Below are 17,216 nucleotides of genomic sequence, written 5' to 3'. Positions count from 1 at the left end.
GATTAAAATGAAACAAAACTCACTTATGCTGCTTGGTGAAAAAGAATTGAAATGGATACAAAATGAATTACCGCCGCTCGCACACGATGAAGTCCTGGTGAAAACAATAGCAGGGGCGATCAGCATCGGAGCGGAACTGCCGCAGTATCTTGAAACAGACATCACAGAGAGGCAGCCGGTCTATCCTAAAGAAACCGGGTATGAAAACTATGGTGAAATCATAGAGGTCGGTAAAGGGGTTGCCAAGCTCAAAAAAGGAGATAGAGTCATTGCTTCCTTCGGGCATAAAGATTTTGGGGTCATTCCGGAATATAAAGCCTTACCAGTGCCAAGAGATATCCATTACAACGATGCACTGCTTACCATATTGTCATGTGACGCAGCAAAAGGTGTAATGAAACTAAATCCAGGCAAAGAAGACAAAGTATTGGTGACCGGAATGGGGACTATGGGAATTCTGACGGTTTATTTTCTCAGGGAATATATGAATGTGAAGCACATTGATGTTGTAGAACCGAACGCTACCAGGGGGCACTTAGCGGAAAAAATAGGGGCAAGTGATGTATTTGCAGACACCTCGGAATGCCCAAAGGATTTTTATGACTACGGCCTGGAGTGCTCAGGGAACAATGCCGCATTTCATTGCCTGCAAATATCCCTTCTGCCTGAAGCTGGATTATGCATCCTGTCTGACGGAAATAGGAACGTCTTTGAACTCCAGCCTGAATTTTATGAGAAGGAATTAAGAATCTTAGGCTCGAGTGACGGCTGGAATTACAGTAAGCATTCCCTGTGGTATTTTGAAAATGTGAAAAGCAGAGGCTCGGTTCTCAGTCAATTGTTTGAACTCACCATCGGGAAGGAAGAGTTGATCCGATGTTTTGAAGATTTGGGAGAAGGACGCGTGAATCCTTTGAAAGTATTGGTGAAGTATTAACCTTCAACTGAACAGGAGGAGGTACATGATGGATCCGAAACATAATCAAAAGCTGCGTAAGGTTCAATCCATATACAGAAAAAAGAAATACAGACGCCGGACCGGAAGTGAGGAAAACAGAACCTGGACACTGGTGGTAGGGATAAGTGTCCTGATCATGTTTTTCTTTCTGATCATGAGTGTTTTGTTTGATATCGGTATACCAATTCCCTCTTTTTTTGGAAGATGATTTTTCACCCTCGTTATGACCTAATGGGCTTTAAAGCCCGCTATATTTAAAGGGAAATACAGTTAGGGGGAATTAGATGAACATCTTAATACAACCACCAGCAAGTGCAGAACAACTGGCACGGTTTATAGAAAAAATGAATACGAAACAATCAACCCATGTCGGCTATTGCGGTGAGGAGAAAAACGAAATCTTAGATGCTCTCATGAATGACTTTTCCGATAAGGAACTCGAAGATTCATTCATTGTTGCGTACAGAGATGATCGAATCGTTGGAGCCGTTGGGCTTGATATTGACATTGATGAAAAGACTGCTGAAGTTTGGGGGCCATTTTTAGAAGACGGAGAGAGGTGGGATGACCTTGCCGTTTCCATATGGCAGCAAGCCTCTATATTATTAAGAATGAATGATATTAAAAGTGTTTCTTTTTTCTTGAACCAGTTCAATACAGTTGCCATACAATTTGTATCCTTGCTGAAGGGAGTTTGCAGGGGGAAACATTTAATCTTAAAGGCTTCCAGGAAAAATCATCAACTCAGCAATGAACATCAGAAAGTATCCTCAGTCAAACCTGAGCAAAAGTCTGGTTTCTTGAAGTTACACAAACAATCATTTCCCAATACGTATTACCACGGAGATTACATTTGGGATAAATTGAGTGATGAAAATCAGCTGCTGACTGCAGTAGCTGGCAATGATGACCTTGCCGGCTATGTATATATTGAAGCCTCGCCAAAACATGGTGAAGGGAGGATTGAATACATAGCTGTCTCTAAGAAACATCGAAAAAAGGGAGTCGGCGCATTGCTTGTCAAAGCGGCTCTCAATAGGTTGTTTGAGCATTCCTCAATAAATGAGATAGTACTTTGTGTAAATGAGGAAAACAAAAAGGCCGTAAATTTATATACAGCTGCGGGGTTTGATGTGCAGTATGAAATGATGCTTTATCAGGTTCAAGTCAGGTAAATTAATTTTGCCTGAATTCCTGTCACTGTAAAAACATACAGAAAGGGGAACCGGCTGAAATGATCAATACTCTTCCAGGTAAAATTGCAGCAATTATACTGGTGGTTTTTGTTATTCAACTTATTGCCTTTATCGTTGCTGTGTTTTCAAGTAATGGGTTTGGGGCTATGGTGAATTTTATTCAATTTGCCCCTTCTACGGCAGTGATGGGTCTGTTATTCGGCGCCCTCGGCGTGAAAAAGGAAAAGGGTGCAGGAAGGATGATTTCGGTTATTACTTTACTGATAGGCTTAATCTTTGCCGGGATTTCACTGATTATTTTATTTGGTTATTCTTTTGGGGGATAAAACTGTTTTAATAGAACATCGTGCCTGGATTGACCTATAGCCGAAGTTCCATTTTTTAATCTTTCTCCGAAAACATTAATTTTCAAATGCAATTCGCACTCCAAAACAATACCCTACGACTAAAGTAGCACCCGGCCATCATCTAAATGAAGGAAGAATCCACCAGGAATTTTCTGTAATCTAAAGATACATAAATCTTTGGAGGAATGAATAATGAAAAAATACATCTGTACGACGTGCGGAGTCCAATATCCTGCAAGTACTTGTGAGCCGGATCACTGTCCGATTTGTGAAGAAGAAAGGCAATATGTAAATCCTGAAGGCCAGTCATGGACGACCCATGTTGAATTGGCGGAGAGCGGAAACTATAAAAATACCATTACAAAAGAGGAAGAAGGTCTTTACAGTATCACGACAACTCCGAAACTAGGGATCGGGCAAACAGCTTATCTGGTCATTGGTGATGGTTTCAATGTTCTATGGGACTGTATCACGTACCTCGATGACGACACAATTGCATTCATTCGTTCATTGGGTGGTATCGATGCGATTGCCCTTTCTCACCCCCACTACTATTCAAGGCAGGCAGATTGGGCCGAAGTGTTCGACGCGCCGATTTATATCCATCATGATGACCGCGAATGGATTATGGAACCGAGTGGATATATCCAACTTTGGAAAGGTGAAGAGAAAGCGTTGAGTGAATGGGTGATTTTGCATCGTCTCGGAGGGCATTTTAAAGGCGGAGCAGTGCTACATTGGGAAAATGGGGTTGACGGGAAAGGCAAGCTTCTTTCTGGGGATATCATTCAAGTGGTTGCGGATACGAAATGGGTGAGCTTTATGTACAGCTACCCGAACTTGATCCCCCTGCCTGCCAAAAAAGTGGAAGAGATGGCGGCAAAAGTGCGGGATCTGCCTTTTGAAAGGTTATACAATGCTTTTCATAAAGTGGTAAAAGAAAATGCCGATGAAGCGGTTCAGAGATCTGCGGAGCGCTATATTAAAGCGGTTAATGGGGATTGGTTTGAGACGTGAATAACAGCCGGCCCTTTTTGGACCGGAAAATAAAGATTCATAAGTAAATAGAAGCACTTCTTATTCATTTTTTGTATTATCCCAAATGACTGGTATTGAATTATTATGGAATTGAAGAAGGCAGGCATAACTTATAATTTGTTCAAATGGGGGAATCAACATGAAAGCGGTCATACAAAATGAATTTGGAAATGCGGATGTCCTGCGGTTTGCAGAAGTGGACAGGCCGCACATACAAGAAGGGGAGGTGTTGATCCGGACCGCATATACGAGCGTCAACTATGCTGATATCAAAAAACGTAATGGTGCAAAAGGGAAGGGGGAATTCCCTATGATTCTTGGGCTCGACGCAGCCGGGACAATTGAGGTGGCCGGACGTGATTCACCATTTTCGGTTGGAGACCGCGTCATGGCGTTTCCTAGTGCAGGTTCATATGCAGAATATGTAAAAGCGAAAGAATCATTGGTCTTCAAGATTCCTGATAAGTTGTCGTTCGAAAAGGCTGCAGCCATGCCAACAGTTTCGATTTTATCTTATCTCTTGATTCATGAAATTGGGGAAGTGAAAGAAGGAGACACTGTTGTCGTTCACAGTGCTGCCGGCGGCGTTGGTTCCATGCTGGTGCAAATGTCGAAACTGGCAGGCGCGGAAAGCGTGATCGCCACGGTTGGCGACCTTGGTAAAGAAGAGTACGTGAAAGAATTAGGCGCGGATGCAGTTTGTACATATGACACTTTTACCGATATCACCACAGAGAAAACCGATGGGCGGGGCGCCGATGTGATTTTCGATTCTGTTGCAGGTGAAGTGACCGGCAAAAGTATGGATTGCCTTGCCCTCTACGGCACGCTTGTGCAATTCGGCAACAGCAGCGGTAAAGCCGGCGTCTTTAAAACCAGCGACGTCCATAGCAGCTGCAGGAATGTGAAGGGGTTCAGCTTAGGAACGACGAGAAAGTACAGGCCGGAACGTCTATGGCCCGTTGCGGAGAAAGTGCTGGAACTCTTTTCTACGGAAAAAGTGAAACTTCCGATTGCGAAGGTGTTTGACTTGAGGGATGCTGCGCTTGCTCATCAACTGGTGGAGAGCCGGCAGTATGAGGGGAAGGTTTTGTTGAGGGTGTAATAATGATTTGAGTGAATGTTAATTTCTAGTGTGGCTGCACAAATACGATGTGAAAAAAGACAAAGGGGGAACCTTTTATGATAGAAGTGAAAAAGGCTGGTACTGAACATATCAAAGGAATAATCAATGTTTGTTCAGAGGGATATAGAGATACATATAAGGAAACACATGCAGATACATATATAGAAAGAGTCATAGCTGAATTTTATCATCATGATCGAATTCGTAAGGAAATCACCCATACAAGCCGCGATTGGAATGGATGGTATGTAGCGATAGAAGGAAATGAAGTTGTCGGCGCAATCGGCGGAGGCTTGATCAGTAAAGATGAGGGGGAAATCTTTGTACTTTATTTAGACCCTAATCGCAGGGGGGAAGGAATAGGAACCAAATTGTTACAAGTATTTACTGACGTGCAGAGGGAAAACGGAGCGAAAAAGCAGTGGGTGTCGGTTGCAAAAGGAAATGAAAAGGGGATCCCTTTTTATGAAGCGCGACAATTCGAGTTTGTAAGGGAACAAGAGAGTTTCGGGAATGCGGAGGAGGAAGGTTATCTTTCGTGGAGATATTGCAGAAGTGTGTAATTTAGTAGAGAAAAAAGTCTTTCTGATACTATAGTAAATAAATAATAATGATTAGGAAGGAGGACTGACCGTGGACATTTTCCTGATCTCCACCATTGCTTCCATAGCAACTGTTATCATTTTCTCACTCATATTCAAAAACAAAACCAATAAAGGATTTAAGATGAATTATTTTGGATTATCTTATAGGAGAAAAATGATTCGGACATTAATATCCTTTCCGCTCATCGTGTTGATCATGATTTTCTTGATGTACATAGACTTAAGCAAAGCAATAAAAATTAGTTTTGTTCTTTTCATCCTTGTGGCGTTTGCGATCCAATTTTTCTATAACTATTATATGTGGAAGAAAAAAGAAAGCTAGAAAGGGCGGGACCGCTGATCCGTATTGCTTATCTAAGTAATTTCAGCAAAAAACAAAATAAGTCAGCATATATAAAAAAATTCAGCACAAATACATTTTTATCACCATAAATCTGAAAAAAATCATCATTATTGGCGAAGATTCACCATAATACGGGCGTCACTCAGGTTATTGTAGAGCGGAAACGAAGCAGTAGTGGGTTATGTGGCTGCTGGTCACTTGTTTTCAAGCCACTTTACGTCATTTTCAAGCCACTTTTTAAAAATGCGTTCCACTTTCTTAATTTACGCTCCCCTTTTACAAAAATACGATCCACTTTGCCAATTTTTCAAGCCACTTGTCGAAAAATCTTTAAAACAGTGGCACCTACCTATTCCAAGAGGTGTAAGGAAAAGAACCGTGCCCTAACCCTTTCCCGCACCCACAACAAAACAAAGAAGCCCCGCCCCCAAAAAAAGGGAATCACGGGACTTCAACATATCACTTATTAAGCGGCTTCCGTTCCATTTTTATCCTCACCAGCTTTAGATCTAAACCCGATAAAGAACAACACAGCCAAAACCACGATGATCGCTGCAAACAGGACACCGGCAGAATCAAACAGTTTTACAAGGTTGCCAAGCACGATTCCGACAACACCGAAGTCGGCATCACCGAATGTGGTTCCCTGGAATCCTAACGATCCAAGGACCGGCAGCAATAGAGCAGGGAGGAAGCTGATCATGACACCGTTTGCCATTGAACCGATGATTGCGCCGCGGCGGCCGCCGGTTGAGTTTCCGAAGACTCCTGCCGCTGCACCTGTGAAGAAGTGGGGGACGAGTCCTGGGACGATGACCTTTAAGCCGAGCAATGGCAGGAACAGCATGCTGACAAGTCCTGCGATGAAACTGAACAGGAAGCCGATGATGACGGCGTTACCCGCGAACGGGAAGATGGCCGGGCAATCAAGGGCAGGTTTAGCATTCGGGACGATTTTGTCCGCGATGCCTTTGAAGGCAGGGACGATTTCTCCAAGGAGCATGCGCACACCCGCAAGGATGATGTAGACACCCGCAGCGAATGTGATTCCCTGCATGAACGCGAACACAAGGAAGTTCTGTCCGTCGCTCAGCTGACTTTCAACGAAAGCAGGCCCAGCCGCGCCAGCGACGATGAAGAACAAGATGACCATCGTCAAGGATACGGAAACGGAGGTATCCCTGAGGAATCCGAGTGATTTCGGAACTTTTATTTCCTCTGTTGATTTGGAGCCTTTTCCTACGACTTTCCCTACTGCGGCGGAAGCCAAATATCCGACCGAACCGAAGTGACCGATGGCAAAGTCATCAGAACCTGTGACCTTGCGAGTGAACGGTTGAAGCATCGCCGGTGAAAGGACCATCAGTGAACCAAGGATGATCGAACCAAGGATGATCAATGGCACACCGGAAAGACCTCCAGTCGTTAGGATGACCGCAATCAAGCAGGCCATGAACATCGTATGGTGACCGGTTAAGAAGATATATTTAAAAGGACTGAAACGTGCAATCAGAATGTTCACGACCATACCGAACAGCATGATCATCGCTGTTTCTGTACCAAAGCTTTCCTGGGCCAGTGCTACGATCGCTTCATTGTTGGGGATGACCCCGTCGACCGCGAAAGCTTCGTTGAACATGCTGCTGAATTGACCGAGTGACTGGACAAGCACATTCGCACCCGCTCCGAGTATGACGAAGCCCATCACGGTCTTCAGTGTGCCGGAAACGACATCCCCGGAATTTTTCTTCTGGACAAGAAGGCCGACAAGAGCAAAGAGTCCGACAAGGATTGCAGGTGTACCAAGGATGTCTTTCATAATGATATCAACCATTTATATCGCTCCTTTGTTTGAAAAATGGGACTAGATATTTTGTTCCAACGCAGACTTCAATTCGTTTTTATCCATCAGGTTCTTCAGTTTAACGACATTTTTGCGGCCGTCTTCAAGGCTGCCCACTATATCTTCGGAACCGATGAACAGATCCGCCTGTTCCGTTTTCGCAGTTGTCAGATCCGTATGGGAAACCTCTGCTTCTTTCCCCATGTCCTTAAGAGCCGCTTTAATATTCATCTCCACGATCATGCTGCTTCCTAATCCATTTCCACATACTACTAATACTTTTTTCATGTTGTTTTCCTCCTCTAATTTATACTTCGATTGTTTGGTTTATTAAGTCGATTACGATGTTTGAATTTTCTGCTGAAATCAGCTTCTCCACATTTTCTTCATTGGACAGCAGTGCAGTGAGCTGGGCCAATGCTTTTAGATGGGTTTGATTATCGATCGCGGCCAATACGATGATCAGCTGGGCACGATGCTTTTCTTTTTCGGAAAAATAAACAGGTTCTTTCAGCCTCAGAAAACTCATCCCCAGCTCCTCGACCCCTGTTTCCGGACGTGCATGGGGGATGGCGATCCCCGGGGCAATCACGATATAAGGGCCTAATTCCTTTACATTTTCAATCATAGCTTTCACATATGACGGGGTGATAGAGTGCTGGTCGATGAGCGGACGGGAAGCTGTTTCGATGGCTTCTTCCCAAGTGTCCACGCTGTCTTTCAGTACGATCGTTTCTTCTGTCAGTAATTCATTGAGCATAGGCTTTCTTAGCTCCTTTAGCTGTGGAGTTTTTTGTTCCAGGAAGCGGACCAGTTCATGCTTTAACTCATCTTCTTGATGGACGTCAGCATGGCGTTTGATGAGATCGATGAGGTGATCGGTCATCGCTTTCCCGGGTGCATTCGGATCGAACAGCTCATTCATCCGATGCATGACCCGTTCCTTTTCCACGTTCGTCAGGATAGCGGGAACATGGATGACTGGAATGTCCTTTGCTTTTATATAATTGGTTGAAAAAATGACGTCTGCCACATGGTGTTTCGTCTGGTATTCCCTCATGGAGATCGTGGCGGTCACATTCAGTCCTGCAATCAGATTCTCCAGCTGGGTCCTTAGCATATTGGAAGTGCCGATTCCGTTTTCACAGACGATAATGGACCTGAACTTCGTTTCCACTGACTTTTTCTCTTTAGACAGCCAGCCGCCAAAATGAAGGGTGATATAGGCAGCTTCTTCTTCCGGGACCCGTTTGCCGACATACAGTTCCAAATGTCTGATAACCCGTTTGGTCAGGTGAAAAATGTCCGGGTAGGTATCCTGGATGCTTCCGGCCAAATCATTGACGATATGGAGCCCGTACTTAAGCCGGTAATAGGTCGGCTTAATATGGGAGATCAGGTTTTCTTCCAGTCCTCGCCGGTCGTCGAATACCACACAGGAATACAATTGAAAATCATCAATCATATTGCGGACAACTTCCCTGAGTCCTGATAATTCCTGCTCGGTGTAATGATCAAAATTGTCATGCTGGACCTTCGAACCAAGCAGGTTCATGGTGATAAAGCAGGTTTCATCTTCAGGGAAGGTGACCCCCTTGTAAGCTTCAAGTTTTTGTGTGATGAGCGTGGCGGCCTTGAAGGCATCCGTTTGCTTGAGTACCTCTTTTTCAGCCCTGGGCACCTGGATGAATTCATCGAGATCGATCCGCTTTATGACTATTAAGATCTGCAGCGATAAAATCTCGACCATTTCATCCGTCAGCGTCAACCCCATGTCACTTTCCGCTTCGAAAAGAATTTCCCTCACTACTCGTCTCTGATCGGTTTCACTTGACCAGGTGGAAGCTTCGGGGTGAATCATCTTATAGACCTCATTCCGGACATTCTGCCAATCTTCATGTGAGAAGATGGCTGCGAGAATGGTGGAGAGCATCGTTCTCTTCGCTTCCTCGGACCCACGCAGGCGGTACCCGGAACCTTTCTTGTAATAAAGCTCCAAACCGGCATCCTTGAAATCCTGCTTGATCTCTTTAATCTCCTTCGCAATCGTCCCGCGGCTCATGCTCGTCAAGTCCATGAAGACTTTCATGGTCGCGTCCTGTTCTTCAAGTAAGATTTTTGCCTTAATCAGCACTCCGCGTTCCTGCTTCGATAATTGATACTGCCAATCTTCAAAACTCTCACCTTGCTTCAGCATCAGCTTCGATTTCGATTGAGGGGGTAGGAACAAACCCTGACCATGTTTACTATCAATCGGTTCTAACTTCTGAGTCCGCAGCCAGCTATTGATCTGGTCGAGGTCATAATAAATGGTCCGCTGGGACAAATTCATCCTTTCGACCAAAACCTTCGTCGGGACAGGCTCGTCAGATTGCTGAATGATGGATAATAGGTGTGCACGTCTCTTATCCAATACCATGAGGATCCTCCTTACAGCTATAATCTGGCGTGAATTTTGCATTTTTATATTCTTGAATTATTTGATGATCATCTTATGAGTCTAGTATAAGGGCTATTTTAAAGGAATGAAAGGGGTTTCAGTGTTCAGAGTTTGTTAGTGTAAATTTGCAAAATTGTACAGTTAAGAGGATTTAGGGATATTCACTTCCATTAAAAGGATGGCCTGGAATCTAAATGAGTAGACTTCTACCCTTGGAAAACAGAAAGACTCCGGGAAAATCAGTTCTCAGCTGATTCTGCCTGTGATAAACTGGTATTATCATATTTTTCCAAATCACTTGAAACAGAGGATAACAATTCATGCAAAACTCCACACGCTTCAAATCAGAGTATATAACTTTCTCGCTGATCGTCATCATAGGCACGGTTTTAGTGTTGACACTATTTACTGGCTTGGCTTCCATACAAGGCAGCCTTACATTTATTTTAATTATTGTATTTCTTTCCTTTTTAACAGCCGATCTTAAGAAGGGGTTCTCTAAATACAAATCACCAAATACAGCCTATAAGTATGTAGTATTGATATTTCTGTTCTCTTTCTTAACACTCATGTAAATACCGATATTTAATTTAACAAGGGAATTCCAAATTATCGGAGTTCCCTTTCTTTAACCGAATCAAAGGAGGAAATGAAATGACCAACGACTTTTATTGTGATGAAGTATTAAGCGGGAATACCGAAGTGAAGAAAGTGCTGGAAACCGATCATGTGCTGGCTTATCATCATACCCGTCCATTTTATCCTGTACATATTGTGGCCATTCCGAAGAGCCATATTTCGTCTTTAATTACGTTGGAGGACAGTGATAATGAATTGCTGCTCGAACTGATGGGTGTGATCAGGAAGGTTGCTGCCATGATAACAGAGGAGTACGGTGCATGCCGTGTGATTACCAATTTGGGGAACTATCAGGATTCTAAGCATCTGCATTGGCATATTGTTTCGGGGAAGCCGGCGGGGTGATGAAATTAATTAAGAGAAGGTAATGACAAGGGGAATGGAGTTATCGGAACAATGAAAATAAAAATGATACCGAACCACTGGAAAACAAACAGACTCTTCATAAAGGACATGACTGAAGAAGAAATTCAACCCGTCCAGGAACTGTACGAACAAGGAAGCTACATCCATCAATGGGACGGCAGCAGCTTTGATAAAGAGTATGCTTACCGCTGTTTTATCGAGGGTGACATTCCGCCTGGTGGAACTAATGCTCAATTTAAAATTCAAGTGATCCGGCTGAAGGGTAATGAACACCTTGCTGGATTGCTGACCACGTATCACGGCTACCCGGCAACTGAATCCTTTTATATTAACTACCTGTATATTGAAAAGGAATTCCATAGAAAAGGTCTTGGTCAGGAAGTGGTCAGTGAACTCTTATCTATTGTGGAGCAAGCTGGATATCGAGAAGTGCGGGCAAATGTAGCAATCAAAAATTGGCCCGCACTCAGGTTTTGGACGGAGCAGGGGCTTGATACCATTCAGGGGATTTATGGCGATAGAGAATACGGTGCCTGTAAATATGCTGATATAGAGCTGGTAAAGGTTTTTTAGATTGAAGACACCCGGCGTAACAGGTTAACTGGAAAATGAAAGGATGGGGATGATCATGCAAACCTTCATCTACATGATCAGACACGGTGACTCACCCAAAGAAGGAAATGAAAGAAAACGGGTTTTAACGGAAAAAGGAAGACAAGACGCTCAACGAATTACACGGATATTAAAAAAAGAGGGGATAGACGCGGTCGTTTCAAGTCCTTATATCCGTTCGGTACTAACGGTTGAACCACTCGCCAGAGAGTTGGGGAAGAAAGTAGTAGTGATTGAAAACCTAAAAGAGAAAATTTCCTCAGCAGAAGACATTCGGGTATCAGACAAAGAGCTGATGCCGTTACTGATTAAATCGTTCTCTGAACCGCACTTTGCCTTGGAGGGTACGGAATCCAATGCTGCATGCCAGCAACGGGCTATAGGTGCTCTTAAAGATTTATTAACAACCTATTCAGGACAAAAAATAGCACTTGGTACACACGGAATCGTTATGACACTGATGATGAATTTTTACGATGATAAGTTTGACTTGAGTTTCTTATACAGCACCACCAAGCCGGATATTTATAAAATGGCGTTTGATGGAGAGGAATTAGTTGCCGTTCACAGGCTGGGGAATAAAGCTGAGGTTTGCTTATAAAGCATAATGAGGAGGAGATCATCATGATTGTTGAAGGAAGAGAATACACTGTACCAGGTTTGCGTTACGTAATTAGGTCAGCTAAACCTGAGGATGCAAAGATGCTGTCCGATGTCAGGCTGCAAATCGATGGAGAGACTGAGAACATGGACAGGGAAAAAGGAGAAGCCTACATAGACGCGGAATGATTTGAGGAAATCATAAAAGAGGACTCGGACAGCCAAGCCAATCTATTTCTTGTAGCAGAAACAAACGGCCGGATTGCGGGTTTCTCCAGATGTGAAGGGAATAATTTAAAAAGGACTTCTCACAGGGTGGAGTTCGGAGTCGGGGTATTGAAGGAGTTCTGGGGACATGGAATTGGAAAGAATCTTTTACAGGAATCCATCCTTTGGGCAGACTCGAATCAATTAAGGAAAATCACGCTGAGTGTCCTTGAAACCAATGAAAATGCGATAAAACTGTATAAGAAACTTGGTTTTGAAGTGGAAGGTGTACTAAAAGATGACAAGCGGTTATCTGACGGAAACTATTATCATACCATCGTGATGGGAAGGATTCAGAAGTTGGTTGATCAAAAAGTCGAATTTTTCGGGAGGCTCTAATGAAAATCTATCAATTCAGCAAAGAGGCAGGAAAGAAAATTACGCAATTTGATTCGGACTTTATGATGTCCCGGATTACACTTACCCAGAAACCTGCTCATATAGGCTGCATGTATCTTGAAGAAAACGGGGTGATTGGTTATCACGAAGCCGTGGTGCCTCAGCTTCTGCTGATCGTAGAAGGTGAAGGCTTGGCCAGAGGGGAATCAAACGAATTCATCAAGGTCCACCCCGGGGATGCGGTGTACTGGGAGGGCGGCGAATGGCATGAAACGAAATCGGAAACAGGTCTCACTGCGATTGTTATAGAGGGCGAAGAGTTAGATACTTCATTTTTAAAGAGTATATAGAAAAAGCAGCTACGCATGGGAGGGGTAGGAGTGGAGAAGATTTTAGTGAAAACAGGGATTTATTCATTTATTGTTCCTTTTTTTTTATTTGTCGCCTTACTTAAAAGAGAAAAGTCGACAACCGATGTGGAAGGTATGAGCTCGTTTGAAGTAACACCATTTCCGGAGTTTTTCTTTAAGATATTCAGATATTCCGTGATCATTTCAATCATAGGGGTCGTTGTGGCCTTTTTATATGTCCGTTATCTAAAGGATGAAATTTCCGAATCTAAAAAGGAGTGACAAGATGGTGAAAGCAGTGGATTCGGCCTCTTAAGGGTGAAAATTCCATACTTTAGGAGGCGTGTAATATGACATTTAATCGTATTGATCAGGAAAATTGGCAGAGGAAAGAATACTTTGAGTACTATCTGCAGCAGCAGACAACGTTCAGTATGACTAATAATATTTCGATCACTAGACTTTTGGAGAATCTTAAGGAAAAGAAATATAAGCTCTACCCTGCGTTTATTTATATGGTGACGAGGGTTGTTAATGAGCACAGAGAATTCAGGACGGGTTTCAATGAAGAAGGGGAGCTAGGGTATTGGCCGGAGATTTGCCCGGCTTACACGATCTTTGACGGGCGGTCCCACACCTTTTCATGCATCTGGACGCCGGTTACAGATGATTTTGCAATGTTTCATGCCCACTATTTGAAGGATGTTGAAATCTATAATGGGACGGGACGTTTATTTCCCAAAAAACCTATGCCCGTAAATCATATTCCGATTTCAATGGTTCCGTGGAGTTCCTTCACGGCATTTAATTTGAACATAGGAACCGGACGTGATTATTTACTGCCGATCATTACTGCTGGCAAGTATTCATACGCAGATGGTGAAGTTCTGCTCCCTGTTTCAATGCAGATTCATCATGCCGTTTGTGACGGGTATCATGCAGGTGTGTTCATGAATGGACTGCAGGATCTTGCGGATAACAGCGGAGATTGGTTATAAGGAATTTAGAAGTAATAAAACACAGGGACGGCTCGGGCGACTCGTCCCTGTGTTTTTTCCATTACTGATAATTAACAACCGCCGGACTCGGATCCATCTTCAACACTTCTTCAGGTGTCAGGACCGGTACATCCTTATCATAAAAAATCTTGAATCCTCCATATTGATTCGGTTCTTCACGTATGTACTTTCCGTATAGGGCCTGTTTGTCCGCAGCCGGTCCCCAACCGTCAAAGTTGATGGCGACCTGGACGTTTTCCGTTCCCTGGATCTTATCTTTATGGGTCAAAACGGGCCCTGTGAACTGGTGGACCATTACAAGTTTATCGGGCAGATTGTTCTTTTCTGTCAGCTCGGAAATATACTCGACTGCCTCCTGTATCTTCCTTCCATCAACCTGACCGAGATCCTCGCCGGGCTTCTCCCCTTCTGCGACGTGAAATTCGGTATCGATCGCAAGGTGGACCTGAGGGTGCTTCAGCCATTTCTCGACCATCTTCACCTGATTCATGACGGTGTCCGTTCCGAGCTGAATATCAAGGATTACAAGCGCATCATGCTTTTCAGCAAGTTTCACATAGGTTTCAATATTCTTTTCTGCGGTCATCCGCACATAATCCCCGTCTGGACCCGCTTCATTTTGGGCCATCGTTGTAATCAGCTCAATCGTCGGCACTGCCGGACGTTCGGGATCGAGGTCAGAGTAAGCCTGAGTTTGTTCCTTCAATTTTTTCATAAACGCTTCAGGTTCCATCGTACCCAGGATCCCCATATTTTTAGACTGGGGTGTCCCGTAGTAGGTAACCAGCCTGTGATCCTTCAATGGCCCATCGGAGAGATCTTCCTTTCCGTTTGCGAGCGTTTCACCGACCGGCACTTTACGTTCAGTATCCTTTTCCTGTGTTCCTTCATTTGGATCAGGCTGTTCTTCATCAAGATTTTCTTCGTTTTCTTCCTCAGGGATTTCCTTCTTCTCCTCTTTAGACAGGCGTTCCTTCAGAGACACAGCATCTTCAGAAGGTTCCAGCGCTTTAAAGGGTTGTTCTGGTTCTTTCGGTTCTTCTTTTTTCTTTTTCTCAGCTGCACTGTCTTTTTCTTGTTTCTTGTCCGCATCTTGGGTTTCCTTCGCATTCTCTTTTATTGCTGGACTACTCGAACATGCTCCGAGCATTAGTGATCCAGCTGCAAGCATAATTAATAGTTTCTTCATATCCATACACCCTTTCTACAAAGAAGATTATGGAGGAATATGAAACCTATGTAAAACAATTTGATAATTTTCTTGATTGGAAGTTTCTGAGAATTATACTAACCAGCGTCAGCGTGCAGTGATTTACCATAAAAGGGATATTGGAGAAGTTTGTCGAATGTTTCTACTAGCATATAAAAATTGGAGTGAACCCATAATGGAACTCAGCATAAATAGTGAGTGTTTTCATAAAGCTATATCCGAAGTCAGTAAAGCCGTATCCCTGAAGACACCTTTCCCGATATTGACGGGCATTAAGATAACTGCAGAAGAAGATGCCCTGGTCCTGATCGGAAGCAACTCAGATCTTATTATTGAAAAAAAGATACCGTTGACAATCGACGGCACGAGGGTATTGGAGGTTAAGCAAACCGGCAGTGTCGTCGTAACGGCGAAATATATAAGTGAAATCGTGAAGAAATTGCCCGGAGAGATCCATGTAAAAGCAGACGGGAAGCAGCTCATCACTCTGCAATCCGGTGAAATCATCACCAGTCTGAAAGGATTTCCTTCAGAAGAATATCCAAACATGCCCGTGATTGACGAAAGCAGTCCTATCAGAATCCCTGGTACTGAATTACTCGAAATGATCAAACAGACTGCCTTCGCTGTTGCAAAGAATGAAAGCCGACCGGTCCTGACGGGGGTTAACCTGTTTTTAAAAGAAAATCATCTAACATGCGCTGCGACGAATTCCCACCGCCTAGCATTAAGGGAGATCAAGATCGATTCAAATATCAGAGGATCATTCATTATCCCAAGCACAAGCCTAAATGAGCTCGTAAAGTTGATTCCAGGCGAAACTGAAATCATACATATCTTTCTGAGTGACAGTTACATCGTATTTAAAACAGCTGATTCATCCCTATTTTCAAGATTGATTGAAGGTAACTATCCAAACGTTTCAGCACTGATACCCAAAGATTCCAAGACAGTCATAACCCTCGACACAAAACAATTTTTAAAAGGGATCGACCGTGCCTGTCTTTTCGCAAGTGAATGGAAGAACAATAATGTACATCTGGAAATAATAAACGGGACACGGCTGAAGATTTCCTCCACTTCATCTGAAATAGGCAGAATAGAAGAAACCCAACCTTTTAAAAACATTGAAGGGGGAAGCGAATTAAGCATCTCACTGGATGCGAATTTTATGATCGACTCCCTGAAAGCAATAAAGGAAGAAGAAATAAATATAAGTTTTGGCGGCTCCATGAAGCCTATCCTGATCGAACCAGTCGGAAACCCTTCCTGCCTGCATCTGATTTCTCCGGTGCGGTCGTATTAGCTTTGTAGGCCGGACAGCGGTCTAAGCTGGAAATTAATCAATCGTTTTCATTTTTTTTAGCCATTTACAACCAAAACCACTCCGCAGCCGTCATACTTATGCAAAAAAGACGATAAAGGGGAGATGCGCTATGAGTTACTTTTATCTTATTCTTGCTGGAATCGTGATAGCGACCGGATTTCAGGTTTTACAGAAATATACAAAATCAAACTCGTTCTTTCATGTTACATTCTTTTTGATTCTTGCGATTCTATCGGTTCTGACATGGATGATCAGCCTCGCTGTAGGAGGGTGGACAGGAATCAGCTTAACTTCCCTGGCCCTGAACGCACTTATCTTATCCATTTCAGGACTCTGCTCATCATTTATATTAAGCTTCCTAACCGGGTCGAGGGGAAAGGTACCTTGACCCGATTATCTGGCGTTGCACAATGAGAAGAGGTAGCGGCTTGTGCTTCTGAAGTGCACCGAGATTAGAATGATTATAAAAGGATCATATAATTCGAAAATGGATCATATTTTTCTGGAATGGATCATAAATCCTGAAAACGGCGCGTATTTTTTGTCGAATGGATCATAAATCCCTGAAATGGATCATAAATGGTTTCGGCC

General features: G+C 43.5%; 22 protein-coding genes. 17 read left to right on the top strand and 5 right to left on the bottom strand.

What is annotated here, in order from left to right; genetic code table 11:
* The first annotated feature begins 7 nt into the window (after positions 1–7).
* From ACKA06_RS17815 to ACKA06_RS17780, 8 genes are all read left to right on the top strand, one after another.
* Positions 8–937, top strand: a complete 930-nt coding sequence (locus ACKA06_RS17815; RefSeq protein ID WP_411160327.1) for a zinc-dependent alcohol dehydrogenase — start codon at positions 8–10, stop codon at positions 935–937.
* A gap of 25 nt (positions 938–962) precedes the next feature.
* Positions 963–1,166: a hypothetical protein gene (locus ACKA06_RS17810; protein WP_411160326.1), complete on the top strand. Its 204-nt coding sequence runs from the start codon at positions 963–965 to the stop codon at positions 1,164–1,166.
* A gap of 76 nt (positions 1,167–1,242) precedes the next feature.
* The gene (locus tag ACKA06_RS17805; RefSeq protein WP_411160325.1) at positions 1,243–2,133 is read left to right on the top strand and encodes a GNAT family N-acetyltransferase; all 891 of its coding nucleotides are present in this window, start codon (positions 1,243–1,245) and stop codon (positions 2,131–2,133) included.
* Positions 2,134–2,192: 59 nt separating this feature from the next.
* Positions 2,193–2,480, top strand: a complete 288-nt coding sequence (locus ACKA06_RS17800; protein ID WP_411160324.1) for a hypothetical protein — start codon at positions 2,193–2,195, stop codon at positions 2,478–2,480.
* Between the two features lie 213 nt (positions 2,481–2,693).
* Positions 2,694–3,518 (top strand): MBL fold metallo-hydrolase, encoded by an 825-nt coding sequence (locus ACKA06_RS17795; RefSeq protein WP_411160323.1) that lies wholly within the window; start codon positions 2,694–2,696, stop codon positions 3,516–3,518.
* Positions 3,519–3,678: 160 nt separating this feature from the next.
* On the top strand, positions 3,679–4,644 hold the full coding sequence (locus ACKA06_RS17790) for a quinone oxidoreductase family protein (RefSeq protein ID WP_064564745.1): 966 nt from the start codon (positions 3,679–3,681) through the stop codon (positions 4,642–4,644).
* 77 nt (positions 4,645–4,721) lie between these two features.
* Positions 4,722–5,228, top strand: a complete 507-nt coding sequence (locus tag ACKA06_RS17785) for a GNAT family N-acetyltransferase (RefSeq protein WP_064564743.1) — start codon at positions 4,722–4,724, stop codon at positions 5,226–5,228.
* Positions 5,229–5,298: 70 nt separating this feature from the next.
* Entirely contained in the window at positions 5,299–5,592 is a 294-nt protein-coding gene (locus tag ACKA06_RS17780) for a hypothetical protein (RefSeq protein WP_411160322.1), read from the top strand.
* 487 nt (positions 5,593–6,079) lie between these two features.
* Here ACKA06_RS17780 and ACKA06_RS17775 read toward each other — a convergent pair whose 3' ends face one another.
* From ACKA06_RS17775 to ACKA06_RS17765, 3 genes are read right to left on the bottom strand one after another with little or no spacing between them, the layout of a single operon-like run.
* The gene (locus ACKA06_RS17775) at positions 6,080–7,447 is read right to left on the bottom strand and encodes a PTS ascorbate transporter subunit IIC (RefSeq protein WP_064563160.1); all 1,368 of its coding nucleotides are present in this window, start codon (positions 7,445–7,447) and stop codon (positions 6,080–6,082) included.
* Positions 7,448–7,477: 30 nt separating this feature from the next.
* Entirely contained in the window at positions 7,478–7,744 is a 267-nt protein-coding gene (locus ACKA06_RS17770; RefSeq protein ID WP_032088202.1) for a PTS sugar transporter subunit IIB, read from the bottom strand.
* Positions 7,745–7,763: 19 nt separating this feature from the next.
* On the bottom strand, positions 7,764–9,875 hold the full coding sequence (locus ACKA06_RS17765) for a BglG family transcription antiterminator (RefSeq protein WP_064563162.1): 2,112 nt from the start codon (positions 9,873–9,875) through the stop codon (positions 7,764–7,766).
* Between the two features lie 675 nt (positions 9,876–10,550).
* On the opposite strand from ACKA06_RS17765, the gene ACKA06_RS17760 reads away from it, so the two are divergent.
* The 8 genes from ACKA06_RS17760 to catA all read left to right on the top strand — a co-directional run bounded on the left by ACKA06_RS17760 (position 10,551) and on the right by catA (position 14,067).
* Positions 10,551–10,880: an HIT domain-containing protein gene (locus tag ACKA06_RS17760; protein WP_064563166.1), complete on the top strand. Its 330-nt coding sequence runs from the start codon at positions 10,551–10,553 to the stop codon at positions 10,878–10,880.
* A 51-nt stretch (positions 10,881–10,931) separates the two neighbouring features.
* Positions 10,932–11,474 (top strand): GNAT family N-acetyltransferase, encoded by a 543-nt coding sequence (locus ACKA06_RS17755; RefSeq protein WP_082921306.1) that lies wholly within the window; start codon positions 10,932–10,934, stop codon positions 11,472–11,474.
* A gap of 55 nt (positions 11,475–11,529) precedes the next feature.
* On the top strand, positions 11,530–12,114 hold the full coding sequence (locus ACKA06_RS17750; protein WP_411160321.1) for a histidine phosphatase family protein: 585 nt from the start codon (positions 11,530–11,532) through the stop codon (positions 12,112–12,114).
* A 23-nt stretch (positions 12,115–12,137) separates the two neighbouring features.
* Complete coding sequence (locus ACKA06_RS17745) at positions 12,138–12,302, top strand: hypothetical protein (RefSeq protein ID WP_411160320.1); 165 nt, start codon at positions 12,138–12,140, stop codon at positions 12,300–12,302.
* Positions 12,303–12,311: 9 nt separating this feature from the next.
* The gene (locus ACKA06_RS17740; RefSeq protein ID WP_411160338.1) at positions 12,312–12,719 is read left to right on the top strand and encodes a GNAT family N-acetyltransferase; all 408 of its coding nucleotides are present in this window, start codon (positions 12,312–12,314) and stop codon (positions 12,717–12,719) included.
* On the top strand, positions 12,719–13,069 hold the full coding sequence (locus ACKA06_RS17735) for a cupin domain-containing protein (RefSeq protein ID WP_411160319.1): 351 nt from the start codon (positions 12,719–12,721) through the stop codon (positions 13,067–13,069). The genes ACKA06_RS17740 and ACKA06_RS17735 overlap by 1 nt, the downstream gene beginning before the upstream one ends.
* A gap of 30 nt (positions 13,070–13,099) precedes the next feature.
* The gene (locus ACKA06_RS17730; protein WP_064563173.1) at positions 13,100–13,351 is read left to right on the top strand and encodes a hypothetical protein; all 252 of its coding nucleotides are present in this window, start codon (positions 13,100–13,102) and stop codon (positions 13,349–13,351) included.
* 68 nt (positions 13,352–13,419) lie between these two features.
* Positions 13,420–14,067, top strand: a complete 648-nt coding sequence (catA, locus tag ACKA06_RS17725) for a type A chloramphenicol O-acetyltransferase (RefSeq protein ID WP_411160318.1) — start codon at positions 13,420–13,422, stop codon at positions 14,065–14,067.
* Positions 14,068–14,128: 61 nt separating this feature from the next.
* Here catA and ACKA06_RS17720 read toward each other — a convergent pair whose 3' ends face one another.
* Complete coding sequence (locus ACKA06_RS17720) at positions 14,129–15,277, bottom strand: hypothetical protein (RefSeq protein ID WP_411160317.1); 1,149 nt, start codon at positions 15,275–15,277, stop codon at positions 14,129–14,131.
* A 196-nt stretch (positions 15,278–15,473) separates the two neighbouring features.
* On the opposite strand from ACKA06_RS17720, the gene dnaN reads away from it, so the two are divergent.
* Positions 15,474–16,604 (top strand): DNA polymerase III subunit beta, encoded by a 1,131-nt coding sequence (gene dnaN / locus ACKA06_RS17715; RefSeq protein ID WP_411160316.1) that lies wholly within the window; start codon positions 15,474–15,476, stop codon positions 16,602–16,604.
* 219 nt (positions 16,605–16,823) lie between these two features.
* Here the strand turns inward: dnaN and ACKA06_RS17710 are convergent, their stop codons facing one another.
* Entirely contained in the window at positions 16,824–16,949 is a 126-nt protein-coding gene (locus ACKA06_RS17710; RefSeq protein ID WP_411160315.1) for a hypothetical protein, read from the bottom strand.
* Between the last annotated feature and the right edge of the window lie 267 nt (positions 16,950–17,216).

It is taken from the genome of Rossellomorea oryzaecorticis, assembly GCF_045897515.1.
Classification (GTDB): domain Bacteria; phylum Bacillota; class Bacilli; order Bacillales; family Bacillaceae_B; genus Rossellomorea; species Rossellomorea enclensis.
The sequence above is the reverse complement of the archived record's forward strand: the minus strand, read 5'-3'. Positions and strand labels throughout refer to the sequence as shown.

Coding starts and splice junctions, on each gene's coding strand:
- ACKA06_RS17770 (WP_032088202.1), bottom strand. CDS start 7,744: ATGAAAAAAGTATTAGTAGTATGTGGAAATGGATTAGGAAGCAGCATG.
- ACKA06_RS17710 (WP_411160315.1), bottom strand. CDS start 16,949: ATGGATAAGATAAGTGCGTTCAGGGCCAGGGAAGTTAAGCTGATTCCT.
- catA (WP_411160318.1), top strand. CDS start 13,420: ATGACATTTAATCGTATTGATCAGGAAAATTGGCAGAGGAAAGAATAC.
- ACKA06_RS17815 (WP_411160327.1), top strand. CDS start 8: ATGAAACAAAACTCACTTATGCTGCTTGGTGAAAAAGAATTGAAATGG.
- ACKA06_RS17800 (WP_411160324.1), top strand. CDS start 2,193: ATGATCAATACTCTTCCAGGTAAAATTGCAGCAATTATACTGGTGGTT.
- ACKA06_RS17765 (WP_064563162.1), bottom strand. CDS start 9,875: ATGGTATTGGATAAGAGACGTGCACACCTATTATCCATCATTCAGCAA.
- ACKA06_RS17795 (WP_411160323.1), top strand. CDS start 2,694: ATGAAAAAATACATCTGTACGACGTGCGGAGTCCAATATCCTGCAAGT.
- ACKA06_RS17745 (WP_411160320.1), top strand. CDS start 12,138: ATGATTGTTGAAGGAAGAGAATACACTGTACCAGGTTTGCGTTACGTA.
- ACKA06_RS17805 (WP_411160325.1), top strand. CDS start 1,243: ATGAACATCTTAATACAACCACCAGCAAGTGCAGAACAACTGGCACGG.
- ACKA06_RS17760 (WP_064563166.1), top strand. CDS start 10,551: ATGACCAACGACTTTTATTGTGATGAAGTATTAAGCGGGAATACCGAA.
- ACKA06_RS17750 (WP_411160321.1), top strand. CDS start 11,530: ATGCAAACCTTCATCTACATGATCAGACACGGTGACTCACCCAAAGAA.
- ACKA06_RS17790 (WP_064564745.1), top strand. CDS start 3,679: ATGAAAGCGGTCATACAAAATGAATTTGGAAATGCGGATGTCCTGCGG.
- dnaN (WP_411160316.1), top strand. CDS start 15,474: ATGGAACTCAGCATAAATAGTGAGTGTTTTCATAAAGCTATATCCGAA.
- ACKA06_RS17755 (WP_082921306.1), top strand. CDS start 10,932: ATGAAAATAAAAATGATACCGAACCACTGGAAAACAAACAGACTCTTC.
- ACKA06_RS17775 (WP_064563160.1), bottom strand. CDS start 7,447: ATGGTTGATATCATTATGAAAGACATCCTTGGTACACCTGCAATCCTT.
- ACKA06_RS17720 (WP_411160317.1), bottom strand. CDS start 15,277: ATGAAGAAACTATTAATTATGCTTGCAGCTGGATCACTAATGCTCGGA.
- ACKA06_RS17735 (WP_411160319.1), top strand. CDS start 12,719: ATGAAAATCTATCAATTCAGCAAAGAGGCAGGAAAGAAAATTACGCAA.
- ACKA06_RS17785 (WP_064564743.1), top strand. CDS start 4,722: ATGATAGAAGTGAAAAAGGCTGGTACTGAACATATCAAAGGAATAATC.
- ACKA06_RS17810 (WP_411160326.1), top strand. CDS start 963: ATGATGGATCCGAAACATAATCAAAAGCTGCGTAAGGTTCAATCCATA.